This is a genomic window from Variovorax sp. 54 (genome assembly GCF_002754375.1).
Classification (GTDB): domain Bacteria; phylum Pseudomonadota; class Gammaproteobacteria; order Burkholderiales; family Burkholderiaceae_C; genus Variovorax.
Genome location: NZ_PEFF01000001.1, coordinates 678,462 through 693,155, shown reverse-complemented (window position 1 = coordinate 693,155; position 14,694 = coordinate 678,462). Strand labels below are relative to the sequence as shown.

Sequence of the window (14,694 nt, the reverse complement as noted above, 5' to 3'; positions counted from 1 at the left end):
GCGGCGACGCACCATGTCGCACGCCTGCCTGCTGCCCCGCGGCGATGCCGCGGGGGTCGCCCCTGCGCCGCCGGATGTCCAGCAACTGCTGGTGGCGCACTACGCACAGCTGCACCGGCGGCTGTCGATGCACCTGGGGTGCGCCGACGCGGCCACCGAAAGCCTGCACGATGCCTGGCTGCGCCTGGCCGAGGCCGCCTTCACGGACACCTTGCAGAACCCCGTGGCCTACATCTTCCGCGTGGCGTGCAATGCCGCGATGGACCGCCTGCGCGCGGAGCGTCCCTGGCAGTACGCCGGCGAGGCGGACGACGCGCTTGCGCAGGTGGCCGATCACGCGCCGGGGCCCGAGCTGATCGCCGAGGCGCGCTCCGACCTGAAGGCGGTCGAACGCGCGATGCAGGGGCTGCCGCACCGCCACCAGGACATCTTCGTGGCCTTGCGCGTGCACGAGCTGACGCGGCACGAGGTGGCGGTACGGCACGGGCTGTCGCTGCGGCGGGTGGATTCCACGCTGCGCCAGGCGCTGCTGCGCCTGCCCGTGGGGCGCGCGTCGGGTGCGCATGCCTGAGGCTTTGCTTTTGTATTCAAAGTTTGCATTTGAATACCAAAGTCTTATGATGGTTTCATCATGGAGATGGTCCGACTGGATCTTCGCGTGCCAGACGGCTGGACGGGATGGTTCGAACTCACGCGCACGCCGAAGGGCACCTACGCCGGCATCGCGGCGCTGAGCCTGGACGGCATCACGCGCTGCGCCCTGGTCATCACGCAGCAGCTGTCGTGGGACTCGGCCGTGGCGCGCGCGAACGTGCGCGCGGGGCATTTCGTGCGCCAGTGGTCGCCCGAGCGCGGGCACTGACACGCCCCGATGGGGCCTTGAAAGCGCGGTGGCGCCGTGCGTGGTAGAAACCGCCAGCCGCGGCGCGCCAGCGGCGCTTTCCACCCCCGTTCTCGCTCCCTCGCCTGTGCACTTTCGTCGTCCCGTCGTCGTCGTTCATGCAGAACCCGCCACCCCGCGCTGACGCGTCGCGCGCCCGGTGGTTCGCATGGCTGCTGTGCGGCCTGGCGATGCTCGTGCTCGCCGGTTGCGCCGGCCTGCCGACCGAGGTGGTGCGCAAGCCCTCGAGCGCCATCACCGATGGCTCGGACACCGCGCTGGGCCAGCTGGTGCGTGCCGCGGCGCCGCCGGGCGAGCCGCTCAGCGGCTTTCGCCTGCTGCCGATGCCGCAGTTCTCGCTGCATGCGCGCATCGAGCTGGCGCGCCGCGCACAGCGCTCCATCGACGTGCAGTACTACCTCGTGCAGAACGACGAGACCGGCCGCTATTTGCTGCGCACGCTGCGCGACGCGGCCGACCGCGGCGTGCGCGTGCGGCTGCTGGTGGACGACCTGTACACGGCGGGTGCCGACCCGCTGTTCACCAGCTTTGCCTCGCACCCGAACGTCGAGGTGCGCCTGTTCAACCCGTTCCCGGCCGGGCGCTCGCGCTTCAGCACGCGCTGGGCGTGGTCGATCCTGGACTTCGACCGCGTGCACCGCCGCATGCACAACAAGCTGTTCGTGGTCGACAACACGATGGCGGTCATGGGCGGGCGCAACATCGCCAACGAGTACTTCCTGCGCGACGGCGGCTCCAACTTCATCGACATCGACACGCTGGTGGCCGGCGCCGTGGTGCCCCGGCTGTCGTCGCTGTTCGACATGTACTGGAACAGCCCGTACGTGTACCCCATCGAGTCGCTGGTGCCGCGCGGCGGCGAGTCGGCGCAGGCGCTGCGCGAGCGCTTCGACCGGCTCACCACGGGGCCCGAGACGCTGCATCCCGAAGAGCCCGAATCGACCGACCTGCTGGGCCACAACCCGCTCGCGAAAGACCTGAACGCCGGCAAGCTCTCGCTGAGCTGGGCGCGCGCCGAGGCGTATGCCGACGTACCCGCCAAGGCGCTGGCGCCGACGGAAGAAGGGCGTGGGCTGCCGGCCGACCAGGCCGCCGACAGCGTGCTCTACAACGTGCAGCGCTACCTGCGCGGCGCGCAGCACGGGGTGTTGTTGACCACGCCCTACCTGATTCCCGGGCGCGGCGGCATGGAGACGATGCAGATCGTGCGCGGCAACGGCGTGGGCTACACCATCGTCACCAACTCGCTGGCGGCCACCGACGAGTCGCTGGTGCACATCGGCTACCGCCGCTACCGCGGGCAGATGCTGCGCCTGGGCGTGGAACTGTACGAGCTGAGCCCCAAGCGCGTGGAGCAGACGAAGCGCTTCGGCATCTACGGTTCGGCCAGCGGGCGGCTGCACGGCAAGTCGGCGGTGATCGACGGGCAGGTGGTGTTCGTCGGCTCGATGAACTTCGACCCGCGCTCGGCGCTGCACAACACCGAGATCGGCATCTTCATCTTCAGCCCGCAGATCGCGCAGCAGCTCACGAGCCTGATCGGTTTCATGCGGCTGGACGGCGCTTACCAGCTGCAGCTGGGGCCGCGCGGCGGCATCGAGTGGGTGAGCCCGGCGTCGGGCGACGGGGCGGACACCATCCTGCACACCGAGCCCGAAACCCATTTCTGGGCCCGCTGGCGGCTGGAGCTGCTGGCGCCGCTGGTGCCCGAAAGCCTGCTGTAACGGCTTTTACGTTTACTGCTGCAAACGGCCGTTGAGATACGGCTCGGGATCGACGGCGGTGCCGTTCTTGCGGATCTCGAAATGCAGCTTCACGCGGTCGGATTCGCTGTTGCCCATTTCGGCGATCTTCTGGCCCTGGCGCACCACGGCACCTTCCTTCACGAGGATGGTCTTGGCGTGTGCGTAGGCGGTCAGAAAGGTCTCGTTGTGCTTCACGATGACCATGTTGCCGTAGGAGCGCAGCTCGCCCCCCACGTACACCACGCGGCCGTCGGCCGAGGCCACGATGGGGTCGCCCAGGTTGCCCGCGATGTCCAGGCCCTTGTTGCGCACGCCGTCGAAGCGGCCCACGGTGGTGCCGGCGGCAGGGCGGATGAAGAGCGCCTGGCGCGGCGGCTGCGGCGTGGCGCCTGGAACAGGCTGCTGCGGCGGCGTGGGGCCGGGCGTGGTGCAGGCGGCAATGCCGCCGGCCACGAGCAGCGTGGCGGCGGTACGTAAAACAAAAGTCTGAAGGTGCATGACGCTGTTGGAACGGATTCGTTGCGGAGGGTTCCGTCGAAGGCCGACACCGCAGTGTCGGCCGCTCGGACCATGCTAGCAAACTCGCACCGCCGGGCCCTTCAGCAGCCCCATCACTTGAGCGGGATCGGCGTCCCGCGATCGACCGGCACGGCCGTGATGCTGTTCTTGGGCGAGCCGTCGATCAGCAGGTCGGAGTAGGTCAGGTAGACCAGCGTGTTGCGCTTGGGATCGACCATGCGCACCACGCGCAGGCGCTTGAAGAGCACCGACAGGCGTTCGGTATAAACCTCTTCGCGCTTGGGCAGCGGCTGCGTGATGCTCACCGGGCCGACCTGGCGGCAGGCGATGGAGGCTTCGGCCTTGTCCTCGGCCACGCCGAACGCACCGGCGATGCCGCCGGTCTTGGCGCGCGAGACATAGCAGGTGACGCCGCTGACCTTGGGGTCGTCGTAGGCCTCGACCACGATCTTGTGGTCGGGACCGATGAGCTTGAAGGCCGTGTCGACCTCGCCCACCGTCTCCGCCTTGGCCGCCGAGGCCGCGAGTGCAAAGCCGAGGCTGGCGCCGCAGAGAAGGGTGGCGCGAAGGGTCTTGATCATGGAGAAATTGGTCAAACGATGCTGAGTTCGTGCACGCGGTCGAAGCTGCCGCGCTTGCGGTCTTCGAAGAAGTGTTCGAGCGCCTGGCGCACGGTGCGAAAGGCGATCTCGTCCCAGGGAATTTCTTCCTCGGTGAACAGGCGCGCCTCGATGGTTTCGTGGCCCGGGTCGAAGCGGTCGTCGAGCAGGCGCGCGCGGTAGAACAGGTGGACCTGGCCCACGCGCACCACGCTGATCACGGCGAACAGGCCTTCCATTTCGAAGTTGGCGCCGGCCTCTTCGTCAGTCTCGCGGGCCGCGCCTTCGGCGGTGGTTTCCTCGAGTTCCATGAAGCCCGCGGGCAGCGTCCACTTGCCCCAGCGCGGCTCGATGTTGCGCTTGCACAGCAGCACCTTGTCGCCCAGCACGGGGATGGTGCCGACCACGTTCAGCGGGTTCTCGTAGTGGATCGTGTGGCAGGCCGGACAGACGGCGCGCTCTTTGGTGTCGCCGTCGTCCGGCACGCGGTAGACCACCGTCGTGCCGCAGTTCTTGCAATGCTTGATGGGTACGCGAAGAAACATGAAGCGGGACCGCCTGGCGTCAGACGATCTTCACGGTCAGCGCGGGCAGGCCGGCCACCTGGCCCACCAGCGTGTCGCCGGCCACCACGGCCGCGACGCCCTCGGGCGTGCCCGTGAAGATCAGGTCGCCGGGTTGCAGCTCCCAGGCAGCCGACAGGTGCTCGATGGTTTCGGCCACGTTCCAGATCAGCTTGCTCACGGTGCTGCGCTGGCGGTCTTCGCCGTTCACCTGCAGCGAGATTTCGGCCTGCTCGGCGTTGCCGGCTTGCGCCACGGGCACGATCGGACCGATGGGCGCGCTCTGCTCGAAGCTCTTGCCGATGTCCCAGGGGCGGCCCTGCTTCTTCATGTCGTTCTGCAGGTCGCGGCGCGTCATGTCCAGGCCGACGGCGTAGCCGTAGATGTGCTTGTGGGCGTCGGCCGCTTTGATGTTCTTGCCGCCGGTGCCGATGGCCACCACGAGTTCGATCTCGTGGTGCAGGTTCTTCGTGAGCGTGGGGTAGGCCATGGAGCCGGTCTGGCCGGCATCGACCGTCACCAGCGCGTCGGCCGGCTTCATGAAGAAGAAGGGCGGCTCGCGGCCGGTGAAACCCATTTCCTTGGCGTGATCTTCGTAGTTGCGGCCCACGCAGTAGATGCGGTGCACCGGAAAGCGGGCGGGCTGACCGACCACCGGCACCGAAACGGTGGCCGGCGGGGCAAAAACAAACTCGGAAGCCATGGGAAGGTGTCCTTTTTCAGCGAAACGGGAGGGGAGACCGGCAGTGTGCCAGAGGCGGCACGGGCTTGCCGGCACGCCGGACTCGGGATTTTGCGGCGGCCCACAATAGGCGCTTCTGCGCGTTTCCCCGACCTCTTTTCTCCCCTCGTTTCACCATGCCCCTCCGACTCGGCAAAGCCGGCAAGGCCACCGCCTTCAACGAACTCGGTCGCGAACGCGACGATGCCGGCGATCAAGACGGCGCCCTGGCCGCCTACGCGCAGGCCAGCGCCATCCATCCCTACTGGTCGGCACCCTGGTACAACGCCGGGCTCATCCACAAGTACCGCGGCGACTGGGCCGCCTCGCTGCAGGCCAACGAGCGCGCCGTGCAGTGCGAGCCGCGCCACGAAGGCGCGCTGTGGAACCTGGGCATCGCGGCCACCGCGCTGGGCGACTGGCCCACGGCGCGGCGTGCGTGGCGCCAGTACGGCATCGGCATTCCCGAAGGCGAAGGGCCGGTCGACTATTTCGTCGGGCTCACGCCGATCCGTGTGCACGGCGACGAGGGCACCGAGGTGGTGTGGGCCGACCGCATCGACCCGGCGCGCGCCATCCTGCGCAACGTGCCCACGCCCGCCTGCGGCCACCGCTACGGCGACCTGGTGCTGCACGACGGCGCGCCCAACGGCTACCGGCTGCGCGGCGAGCGCGAGGTGCCGGTGTTCGATGCGCTGGAACTGATTGCGCCGTCGGCGCACGCGACCTACGAGGTCTCGGTGGAAGGCGTGAGCTCGGAGGACATCGAGGCGCTGGTGCAGCGCTGCAAGGCCGCGGATGGCTTCGCCGAGAACTGGACCGACAGCATGGAGATGCTCTGCCGCGCCTGCTCCGAAGGCCGCCCTTTCGGCGAGGGCCGGCACAACCACGGCGCCGACGAGGCGCCCGGCACGCTCGGGCCGTGGCGCCTGGGCATCGCCTCGCGCGAAGAAGCCGCCGCGCGCGATCTGCTCGATGCATGGCAGCAAGAACACCCCGAAGCCCGGCTGCACGACTTCCGCTGCGTGCTCCCGGCCACACCCCGCTCCTGAAGGTGAAATCCAAGGGCGCTATCCTCGAGAAATCATGAAGCTGCATAACTATTTCCGCTCCTCCGCCTCGTTCCGCGTCCGCATCGCCCTTCAACTGAAGGGCCTCGATTACGACTACGTGCCCGTGCACATCGCGCGCGGCGACCACCGCACCGGCCCCTTCTCGGCGATCTCGGCCGACATGCTCGTGCCGCTGCTCGAAGACGAAGGCGAGCGCTTCTCGCAGTCGATGGCCATCATCGAATACCTCGACGAAGTGCACCCCGAGCCGGCGCTGCTGCCGACCGACCCCGTGGGCCGCGCCCATGTGCGCGCGCTGGCGCAGTCGATCGCCTGCGAGATCCATCCGCTGAACAACCTGCGCGTGCTCAAGTACCTCGTGAAGGAACTGAAGGTCGACGACGAAGCCAAGAACACCTGGTACCGCCACTGGGTGCGCGAAGGCCTGCTGTCGTTCGAGCGCCAGCTCGCGCAGCACCCGGGCGGCACCTACTGCTGGGGCGACACGCCGACCATGGCCGACTGCTGCCTCGTGCCGCAGATCTTCAACGGCCGCCGCTTCGACTGCGACTTCAGCGGCCTGCCGCGCACCATGGCCGCCTTCGACGCCTGCATGAAGCTCGACGCCTTCCAGCGCGCGCAGCCCTCGCAGTCGCCCGACGCGGAAGCCTGAGCCGGCACGTCGCGATGAATCCGCAATGGCTGGTGCCCGAATGGCCGGCGCCATCGAACGTGCGCGCGCTGTGCACCACGCGCGACGGCGGGGTGTCGGCCGGGCGCTATGACAGCCTGAACCTCGGCGACCACGTGGCCGACGATGCCGCGCACGTCGCCGAGAACCGCCGACGGCTGCAACAGGCGATCGGCACGCAGCCGGTGTTCCTGCAGCAGGTGCATGGCACGGGTCTCGTATCGCTCGACGATGCGGTGCAAGACGGCACCATCGCCGATGCGTGCACCGCCACGACCGGCGCGCGTGCCTGCACGGTCATGGTGGCCGACTGCCTGCCCGTGCTCTTCACCGACGAACGCGGCCACCGCGTGGCCGCTGCGCATGCGGGCTGGCGCGGGCTCGCCGGCGGCGTGCTCGAGCAGACCGTGCGCGCCTTCGCACAAGATGAAGGTGGTGCGCCGCGCCTCATGGCCTGGCTCGGCCCCTGCATCGGCCCGAAGGCCTTTGAGGTCGGGGCCGAGGTCAAGGCCGCCTTCGAGGCGCAGTCGCCCGAGGCAGCGTCGTGCTTCACGCCCGCAGCAGGCGAAGGCAAGTGGCTGGCCGACCTGCCTGCGCTCGCGCGGCAGCGGCTGCGTGCAGTGGGTGTCGAGTCGCTCCATGGCAACGACAGCGGCGATGCGTGGTGCACCGTCGCGCAGCCGTCACGGTTCTTTTCGCACCGGCGCGACGGCGTCAGCGGGCGCTTCGCTGCGCTGGTCTGGAAGGTCTGAGCCCGCGGCTTCCGCGGCGGCGCGGCGCGCGGCCTCCTGGGCCTGTGCCTCGCGTTCCTTGATCGCCCGCCGGCGCGCCGGTGTGGCCATCAGGTAGACCACCAGGGCCACCGGCGCCAGGCCGTAAAGAAGAAATGTGAAGATGGCGCCCAGCACCGTGCCCGTGGTGTTGGTGGCCTCGGCCACCGCCATCATCACGGTCACATAGAGCCAGCCGATCACGATCAAATGGATGAACACAGGCAGAGACGTTTCGTTTCAATGGATTAGTGAAAGCGCGGCGTTGTGAGTGCCTTGCGAATGCAGCATACTCAAAACACGCAAGCCATCCGTTCGTATCGACCCAGGCCACGGCCAGGAGACATGATGAAGCAAGAAGACACGGGGGCCGATGCGTTCGCGCCCTTTCAAAAAGCCCTCACGCAGGGTTGGACCCAGGCCATGGAGGCTTTCCAGAAAGCCGGGGGCTCTCCGGGTACCGCCGCTTTCGACATCGGCGGCACGCCGCTATGGCAATTGCCACAAATGCCACAGTTTCCGGGCGCGGCCCGCATGCCCGAGCTGCCCAAGCTCTCCATCGATCCCGAGCAGCTCCAGTCGATCCAGCAGCAATACCTGACCGACGCCACCGACCTCTGGCGCCGCGGCTTCGGTGCCCGCCCCGAGGGCGACAAGCGCTTTGCCGCCGAGGCCTGGGGCAGCAACCCGATGGCGGCTTTCTCGGCCGCCGTGTACCTGCTCAACGGCCGCACCATGATGCGCATGGCCGAGGCCGTCGACGCCGACGACAAGACCAAGGCGCGCCTGCGCTTTGCGGTCGAGCAATGGATGGCGGCGGCCTCGCCCAGCAACTCGCTCGCCTTCAACGCCGAGGCGCAGAAGAAAGCCATCGACACACAGGGCGAGAGCATCGCCAAGGGCATCCAGAATTTGCTGCACGACGTGCAGCAGGGCCACGTCAGCATGACCGACGAAAGCGCCTTCGAAGTGGGGCGCAACGTGGCCACCACCGAAGGCGCCGTGGTGTTTGAAAACGAGTATTTCCAGCTGCTCGAATACAAGCCGCTCACCGCCAAGGTGTACGAGCGGCCGTTCCTGCTGGTGCCGCCGTGCATCAACAAGTTCTACATCCTCGACCTGCAGCCCGATAACTCGCTGATCCGCTATGCGAACGACCAGGGCCACCGCGTGTTCGTGGTGAGCTGGCGCAACCCCGACGAGTCGATGGCCCAGGCCACCTGGGACGACTACATCGAGAACGCCGCCATCAAGGCCATCCATACCGTGCAGGAGATCAGCGGCAGCAAGCAGATCAACACGCTCGGCTTCTGCGTGGGCGGCACCATCCTGAGCACCGCGCTGGCCGTGCTCGCGGCGCGCGGCGAGAAGCCGGCCGCGTCGGTCACGCTGCTGACCACCTTCCTGGATTTCAGCGACACCGGCATCCTCGACATCTTCGTGGACGAGCCCATGGTGGCGTACCGCGAAATGCAGCTGGGCAAGGGCGGCCTGCTGCCCGGCGGCGACCTGGCCTCGACCTTCAGCTTCCTGCGCCCGAACGACCTGGTGTGGAACTACGTGGTCGGCAACTACCTCAAGGGCGAGACGCCGCCGGCCTTCGACCTGCTGTACTGGAACAGCGACGCCACCAACCTGCCGGGCCCTTTCTACGCCTGGTACCTGCGCAACACGTACCACGAGAACAAGTTGGCCAAGCCCGGCGCGCTCACGGTGTGCGGCGAGAAGGTCGACCTCGGCAAGATCGACATTCCGGCCTACATCTACGGCTCGCGCGAAGACCACATCGTGCCGATCGGCGGCGCCTACACCACCACGCAATTGCTCACGGGCAAGAAGCGCTTCGTGATGGGGGCCTCGGGCCACATCGCCGGCGTGATCAACCCGCCCGCCAAGAACAAGCGCAGCCACTGGCTGCGCGAAGACGGCAAGTTTCCCAAGACCCAGCCCGAATGGCTGGCCGGCGCGCAGGAGCAGCCGGGCAGCTGGTGGACCGACTGGGCACAATGGCTCAAGGGCCACGCGGGCAAGCAGATCCCCGCGCCCAAGGGCTACGGCAACGGCAAGGCCTACAAGGCCATCGAACCGGCGCCGGGACGCTACGTGAAGGCCAAGGCCTGAACGGGCGCCAGCTCCCGCAAGATCGCAACCGATTTCAAATCACCTCAACGGAGAGAACCTCATGGAAGACATCGTCATCGTTTCGGCTGCGCGTACGGCGGTCGGCAAATTCGGCGGCTCGCTCGCCGGCATTCCCGCCACCGAGCTGGGCGCCCTCGTGATCAAGGAAGTGATTGCGCGCGCCAACCTCACGGCCGACCAGGTCGGCGAGGCCATCATGGGCCAGGTGCTCGCGGCCGGTGCCGGCCAGAACCCCGCGCGCCAGGCCTGGATCAAGGGCGGCGGCACCAAGGAAACGCCGGCGCTCACCATCAACGCCGTGTGCGGCTCGGGCCTGAAGGCCGTGATGCTGGCGGCGCAGGCCGTGGCCACGGGCGACTCCGAAATCGTGATCGCCGGCGGCCAGGAAAACATGAGCATGGCGCCGCACGTGCTGCCCAACTCGCGCAACGGCCAGCGCATGGGCGACTGGAAGCTGGTCGACACCATGATCGTCGACGGCCTGTGGGACGTGTACAACCAGTACCACATGGGCATCACGGCCGAGAACGTGGCCAAGCAGTACAACATCGACCGCGCCTCGCAGGACGAACTGGCCCTGGCCAGCCAGACCAAGGCCGCCGCCGCACAAGACGCCGGCAAGTTCAAGGACGAAATCGTCGGCGTGAGCATTCCGCAGAAGAAGGGCGACCCGCTCGTCTTCAACCAGGACGAGTTCATCAACCGCAAGACCAACGCCGAAGTGCTGGCCGGCCTGCGCCCTGCCTTCGACAAGGCCGGCGGCGTGACCGCGGGCAATGCCTCGGGCCTGAACGACGGCGCTGCCGCCGTGATGGTCATGACGGCCAAGAAGGCCGCCGCCCTGGGCCTGAAGCCGCTGGGCCGCATCGCCAGCTACGCCACCGCCGGCCTCGACCCGACCATCATGGGCATGGGCCCCGTGCCCGCGTCGACCAAGGCGCTGCAGCGCGCCGGCTGGAAGGCCGCCGACCTCGACCTGCTCGAGATCAACGAAGCCTTCGCTGCGCAGGCCTGCGCCGTGAACCGCGAAATGGGCTGGGACGTGAACAAGGTGAACGTGAACGGCGGCGCCATTGCCATCGGCCACCCCATCGGCGCGTCGGGCTGCCGCATCCTGGTGACGCTGCTGCACGAAATGCAGCGCCAGAACGCCAAGAAGGGCATCGCCTCGCTGTGCATCGGCGGCGGCATGGGCGTGGCGCTGACGATCGAGCGCTGAGCCTGATTACCGGGTGAACCGGTACGGGGAGGGGAGGCAGGGGCTCGCAAGGGCTGCGGCTTCCCCTCCCTTTTTTGTGTCCGCTGTTCGCAGGACTCACCTGCGGATTACTTCGAGCGGTCCGAATCCACGAGGTCCCAGGCCAGCCCGGCGAGCCAGCCGATGCCCACCAGCCATGCGCCGGCGTGCACCGTGTCGATGTCGGCGGGGGCCAGCCAGTGGACCAGCAGGGCGATCAGCAGCCCGGCGACGGCACCGAGGCAGGACCAGGGAGAGCTGAGGGCTTCGAGCATGTCAGGGCGACTGTAGCGGCCGTCTTTTGCGCCTGCCACCGGCTCGGTTCGGTGTTCTGAGAACCTTTGAATTCATTCGAGCGACTGGCGTCTGAGCGGTCGCCAATCTTGTTCACCGCTCAAAAATTGAGCAATGTGTCGAATCTCTTTGTAAAACAACAACTTGCATTCGTTTTACAAAGCTCCACCCCAGTTACCCCCAAAGTTGCCCACAGAAAGTGGGGATTGAAGCGGACTTCTGCACAACCGGCGGCAAGTCGTTGGTTTCAAAGGGCGGCCTAGCACAGGCAACCCCCTGTTTTTTCGCTTGACTTTCTTGTTTTGCAGCCATTTTTGGACCTCCGGGCCGCCAGAGTTGTGCACTGCAAAATTTTTAAGCAGACTAACTATTCCCCTTATAAAACAACAACTTGCGACGGCTTTACAACGCGACCCCTGACTTACCCCCAAAGTTGTGCACAGAAAATGGGGAAGACATCGGGTTTCTCACAAGCCGCCTGCAAGTGCCTGTTTTTGGCCGGAAATCGGGCCGTCAGCCGGTTTTGGCCTGCGGCTCTGTGTAGTGCCGGCACAGCGTCTCGACCAGCGCCTGGGCGTACACGGGCAGGGCGGCGCGGTCGCGCACGAGCAGGTAGCGCTCGCGCACGCACCAGGGGTCGCTGAGCTCGACCAGTGCGAGCTGCATGCTGTCCTGGTTGCGCCGCGCGGCCGACTCGGGCACCACGCCGATGCCCACGCCGCTGCCGATCATTCGGCACATCGCGTCGAAGCTGCCGAGCTGGATGCGCAGCTTCTGGCGCTTGCCCAGGTTGTCGGTGATCTGCCCCAGGAAGGCCTGCAGCGTGCTGCCTTGCTGCATGCCGATGGCGTCTTCGTCGAGCGTCTCGGCGAAGGAGATGCGGCGGCGCCGCGCAAAGCGGTGCTGGCGCGAGGTGACGAGCACCAGCCGGTCGGTGCTGAAGTGGATGGTGTCCAGGCCCAGCGTGTCCATCTGGCCCGCGACGATGCCGATGTCGGCGCGCCCGTCGCGCACGCCGCGCGGGATCTGAGCATTCGGTTTTTCCTGAAGGTCGACGTTGATGCGCGGGTTGGCGGCCAGGAAGCCGGGCAGGATTTCGGGCAGGAAATCGGTCACCGCCGTGGTGTTGGCGAACACGCGCAGGTGGCCGCGCAGGCCGCCGCCGTACTCGAGCAGGTCGGCGCGCAGCTGGTCGGCCTGGTGCAGCACCAGCCGGGCATGGTGCAAAAAGGCCTCGCCCGGCGGCAGCAGGCGCACGCCGCGGGCCTCGCGCTGCAGCAGCTGCAGGCCGGCCTGGGTCTCGAGCGCCTTGATGCGCGCGCTGGCCGCGGCCAGCGACAGGTGCTGGCGCTCGGCCGCCCGCGTGAGGTTGCCGAGCTCGGCCGTGGCCACGAACAGGCGCAGGTCGGTGAGGTCGAAGAGCATGGGGCGATGGTAGTCAAGCCTTCGGAATTTCAGAAGCCTGGGTTCCGAAATCGCAGATTGCGCGCCAGGGGCCGGCAGCAGACCATGCGGCCATGGAGACACACAACACCACCCCCGCCTTGCGGCTTCGCGCCAAGGCGCTGCTCGCTTTCGGCCTCACCGCCACCGCCTTGCTGGCCGCAGGCCCGGCCACCGCCCAGACCTACCCCTCGCGCCCCATCACGCTCGTCGTGCCGCAGGCGGCGGGTGGCACCAACGACATCGTCGGCCGCCTCGTGGGCCAGAAGCTCAGCGAGGTGTTGAACAACGCCAGCGTGGTGGTCGACAACCGCCCCGGCGCGGGCGGCAACATCGGCACGCAGCTGGTCGCCAAGGGCCCGAAGGACGGCTACACGCTGCTCATGACGATCAGCAGCAGCCAGGCCATCAACCCCGCGCTCTACAAGAACCCGGGCTTCGATCCCGAGAAAGACTTCAAGCCCGTCGGCCTGATCGGCGCGGTGCCCAACGTGCTGCTGGTGAACCCGTCGTTCCCCGCGAAGAACTTCGCCGAGTTTTTGAAGCTGGCGCGCGAGAAGGGCGCCAACTACCAGTACGCCTCGGCCGGCAACGGCACGCTCAACCACCTGCTGGGCGAAATGCTCAACAGCATGGGCGGCATCTCGATGCAGCATGTGCCGTACAAGGGCGTGGCGCCTGCGATCAACGACGTGCTCGGTGGGCAGTTGCCCATCGTGTTCGCGAGCCTGCCTTCGGCGCTGGCGCACATCAAGGCCGGCAAGCTGCGCGCGCTGGCCGTGAGCGGCGAAAAACGTTCGCCCGTGCTGCCCGACGTGCCCGCCATCGCCGAGCAGGTGCCGGGCTACAACGGCACGCTGTGGATCGGCCTGTTCGCGCCCGCGGGCGTGCCGGCCGACGTGCTCGCCACCTTGCAGGACGCGACGCGCAAGGCGCTCGCGGCCAAGGACCTGCGCGACAAGCTCGACCAGCAAGGTGTCGAGATCGCGGCGCCCACATCGCCCGAGCAGTTCTCGGCGCTGCTGCGCACCGACCTCGCGAAGTGGGCGCGCATCGTCAAGGCCTCGGGCGCTGCCGTCGACTGATCCATCGACTCATTTCTCTTCTTGCCACTCACGCCATGACTTCTCCATTGATCGACGCCGAAGCCCTCGCGCGGCTGCAGGCCTGGCAAGGCCGCAGCGAAACGCTGCGCGACGACCTCACGGCCGCGCCCGTGCGCGCGCTGTCCGCCACGCTCGACCGCGACGACCCGCTGCCCGAGGCGGGCACGCGCCTGCCCGCGTTGTGGCACTGGCTCTACTTCCTGCCGCACCACCGCCAGTCGGAGATCGGCGAAGACGGCCATGCCAAGCGCGGCGGCTTCCTGCCGCCCGTGCCGCTGCCGCGCCGCATGTGGGCCGGCGGCCGGTTGACGTGGGCGCCGGGCAATCCGCTGCAGGTGGGCGACGCGATCGAGCGCACGTCGACCATCGCCTCGGTCACGCACAAGGCCGGCCGCACGGGCGAGCTGGTGTTCGTGCTGGTGCGCCACGAGGTGCGCAACGCACGCGGGCTCGCGCTCACCGAAGAGCACGACATCGTCTACCGCGCCGCCGCCGCACCGGGCGAGGCCGCGCCGCCGCCCACGCCCGCACCGAAGGACGCCACTTTCAGCCGCGACCTCGTGCCCGACGACGTGCTGCTGTTCCGCTACTCGGCGCTGACCTTCAACGGCCACCGCATCCACTACGACCGCCGCTACGTGACGCAGGTCGAGGGCTACCCGGGCCTCATCGTGCACGGGCCGCTGATCGCGACGCTGCTGGTCGACCTGCTGCGCCGCAACGTGCCGGCCGATGCGCAGCTGGCGCGCTTCGAGTTCCGCGCCGTGCGCCCGACCTTCGACATCGCGCCGTTCCGCGTGCACGGCAAGCCCGCCGAAGGCAGCACCGACGGCAAGACCTTCAGCCTGTGGGGCGAAGACGCCGACGGCTGGCTCACGATGCAGGCGACCGCCGTGCTCGCCTGACGCAAG

At 67.8% G+C, this 14,694-nt stretch carries 17 protein-coding genes; 10 read left to right on the top strand and 7 right to left on the bottom strand.

Annotated elements, in window-relative coordinates:
* Positions 1-13: 13 nt before the first annotated feature.
* From CLU95_RS03235 to CLU95_RS03225, 3 genes are all read left to right on the top strand, one after another.
* Complete coding sequence (locus CLU95_RS03235; protein ID WP_099790379.1) at positions 14-571, top strand: RNA polymerase sigma factor; 558 nt, start codon at positions 14-16, stop codon at positions 569-571.
* An 87-nt stretch (positions 572-658) separates the two neighbouring features.
* The gene (locus tag CLU95_RS03230) at positions 659-862 is read left to right on the top strand and encodes a hypothetical protein (RefSeq protein ID WP_257214521.1); all 204 of its coding nucleotides are present in this window, start codon (positions 659-661) and stop codon (positions 860-862) included.
* 137 nt (positions 863-999) lie between these two features.
* Positions 1,000-2,625 (top strand): phospholipase D family protein, encoded by a 1,626-nt coding sequence (locus CLU95_RS03225; protein ID WP_099790375.1) that lies wholly within the window; start codon positions 1,000-1,002, stop codon positions 2,623-2,625.
* A 12-nt stretch (positions 2,626-2,637) separates the two neighbouring features.
* Here the strand turns inward: CLU95_RS03225 and CLU95_RS03220 are convergent, their stop codons facing one another.
* The 4 genes from CLU95_RS03220 to CLU95_RS03205 form a co-directional block, all read right to left on the bottom strand.
* Positions 2,638-3,144, bottom strand: coding sequence for a murein hydrolase activator EnvC family protein (locus CLU95_RS03220; protein WP_099790373.1), 507 nt, complete (start codon positions 3,142-3,144; stop codon positions 2,638-2,640).
* Between the two features lie 113 nt (positions 3,145-3,257).
* Positions 3,258-3,746, bottom strand: coding sequence for a CreA family protein (locus tag CLU95_RS03215; RefSeq protein ID WP_099797090.1), 489 nt, complete (start codon positions 3,744-3,746; stop codon positions 3,258-3,260).
* A gap of 11 nt (positions 3,747-3,757) precedes the next feature.
* Positions 3,758-4,309 (bottom strand): NUDIX hydrolase, encoded by a 552-nt coding sequence (locus tag CLU95_RS03210; RefSeq protein WP_099790371.1) that lies wholly within the window; start codon positions 4,307-4,309, stop codon positions 3,758-3,760.
* A 19-nt stretch (positions 4,310-4,328) separates the two neighbouring features.
* On the bottom strand, positions 4,329-5,030 hold the full coding sequence (locus CLU95_RS03205; RefSeq protein ID WP_099790369.1) for a fumarylacetoacetate hydrolase family protein: 702 nt from the start codon (positions 5,028-5,030) through the stop codon (positions 4,329-4,331).
* A 155-nt stretch (positions 5,031-5,185) separates the two neighbouring features.
* Between CLU95_RS03205 and CLU95_RS03200 the strand changes: the two genes are divergently transcribed.
* The 3 genes from CLU95_RS03200 to pgeF are packed head-to-tail and all read left to right on the top strand — an operon-like array spanning position 5,186 to position 7,543.
* Positions 5,186-6,100 (top strand): hypothetical protein, encoded by a 915-nt coding sequence (locus CLU95_RS03200; RefSeq protein ID WP_099790367.1) that lies wholly within the window; start codon positions 5,186-5,188, stop codon positions 6,098-6,100.
* A 34-nt stretch (positions 6,101-6,134) separates the two neighbouring features.
* The gene (gene maiA, locus CLU95_RS03195) at positions 6,135-6,773 is read left to right on the top strand and encodes a maleylacetoacetate isomerase (RefSeq protein WP_099790365.1); all 639 of its coding nucleotides are present in this window, start codon (positions 6,135-6,137) and stop codon (positions 6,771-6,773) included.
* Positions 6,774-6,787: 14 nt separating this feature from the next.
* Positions 6,788-7,543, top strand: coding sequence for a peptidoglycan editing factor PgeF (gene pgeF, locus CLU95_RS03190; RefSeq protein WP_099790363.1), 756 nt, complete (start codon positions 6,788-6,790; stop codon positions 7,541-7,543).
* Here the strand turns inward: pgeF and CLU95_RS03185 are convergent.
* A complete protein-coding gene (locus CLU95_RS03185; protein WP_099790361.1) occupies positions 7,475-7,783 on the bottom strand; it encodes a hypothetical protein in 309 nt (102 codons plus the stop codon). The genes pgeF and CLU95_RS03185 overlap by 69 nt on opposite strands.
* Before the next feature lie 126 nt (positions 7,784-7,909).
* Between CLU95_RS03185 and phaC the strand changes: the two genes are divergently transcribed.
* Both phaC and CLU95_RS03175 read left to right on the top strand, forming a co-directional pair.
* A complete protein-coding gene (phaC, locus tag CLU95_RS03180; protein WP_099797089.1) occupies positions 7,910-9,682 on the top strand; it encodes a class I poly(R)-hydroxyalkanoic acid synthase in 1,773 nt (590 codons plus the stop codon).
* A gap of 61 nt (positions 9,683-9,743) precedes the next feature.
* Positions 9,744-10,922 carry an acetyl-CoA C-acetyltransferase gene (locus CLU95_RS03175; RefSeq protein ID WP_099790359.1) on the top strand — a complete coding sequence of 393 codons (1,179 nt, stop codon included), beginning with the start codon at positions 9,744-9,746 and terminating at the stop codon, positions 10,920-10,922.
* Positions 10,923-11,029: 107 nt separating this feature from the next.
* On the opposite strand, the gene CLU95_RS03170 is transcribed toward CLU95_RS03175, so the two are convergent.
* Together CLU95_RS03170 and CLU95_RS03165 are read right to left on the bottom strand one after the other, a co-directional pair.
* Entirely contained in the window at positions 11,030-11,254 is a 225-nt protein-coding gene (locus CLU95_RS03170) for a hypothetical protein (protein ID WP_143605933.1), read from the bottom strand.
* Between the two features lie 493 nt (positions 11,255-11,747).
* Complete coding sequence (locus tag CLU95_RS03165; RefSeq protein ID WP_099790357.1) at positions 11,748-12,659, bottom strand: LysR substrate-binding domain-containing protein; 912 nt, start codon at positions 12,657-12,659, stop codon at positions 11,748-11,750.
* Positions 12,660-12,751: 92 nt separating this feature from the next.
* Here CLU95_RS03165 and CLU95_RS03160 point away from each other — a divergent pair, with 92 nt between their 5' ends.
* Entirely contained in the window at positions 12,752-13,762 is a 1,011-nt protein-coding gene (locus CLU95_RS03160) for a Bug family tripartite tricarboxylate transporter substrate binding protein (RefSeq protein ID WP_373668133.1), read from the top strand.
* A 35-nt stretch (positions 13,763-13,797) separates the two neighbouring features.
* A complete protein-coding gene (locus CLU95_RS03155; protein ID WP_099790355.1) occupies positions 13,798-14,688 on the top strand; it encodes an FAS1-like dehydratase domain-containing protein in 891 nt (296 codons plus the stop codon).
* Positions 14,689-14,694: the final 6 nt, after the last annotated feature.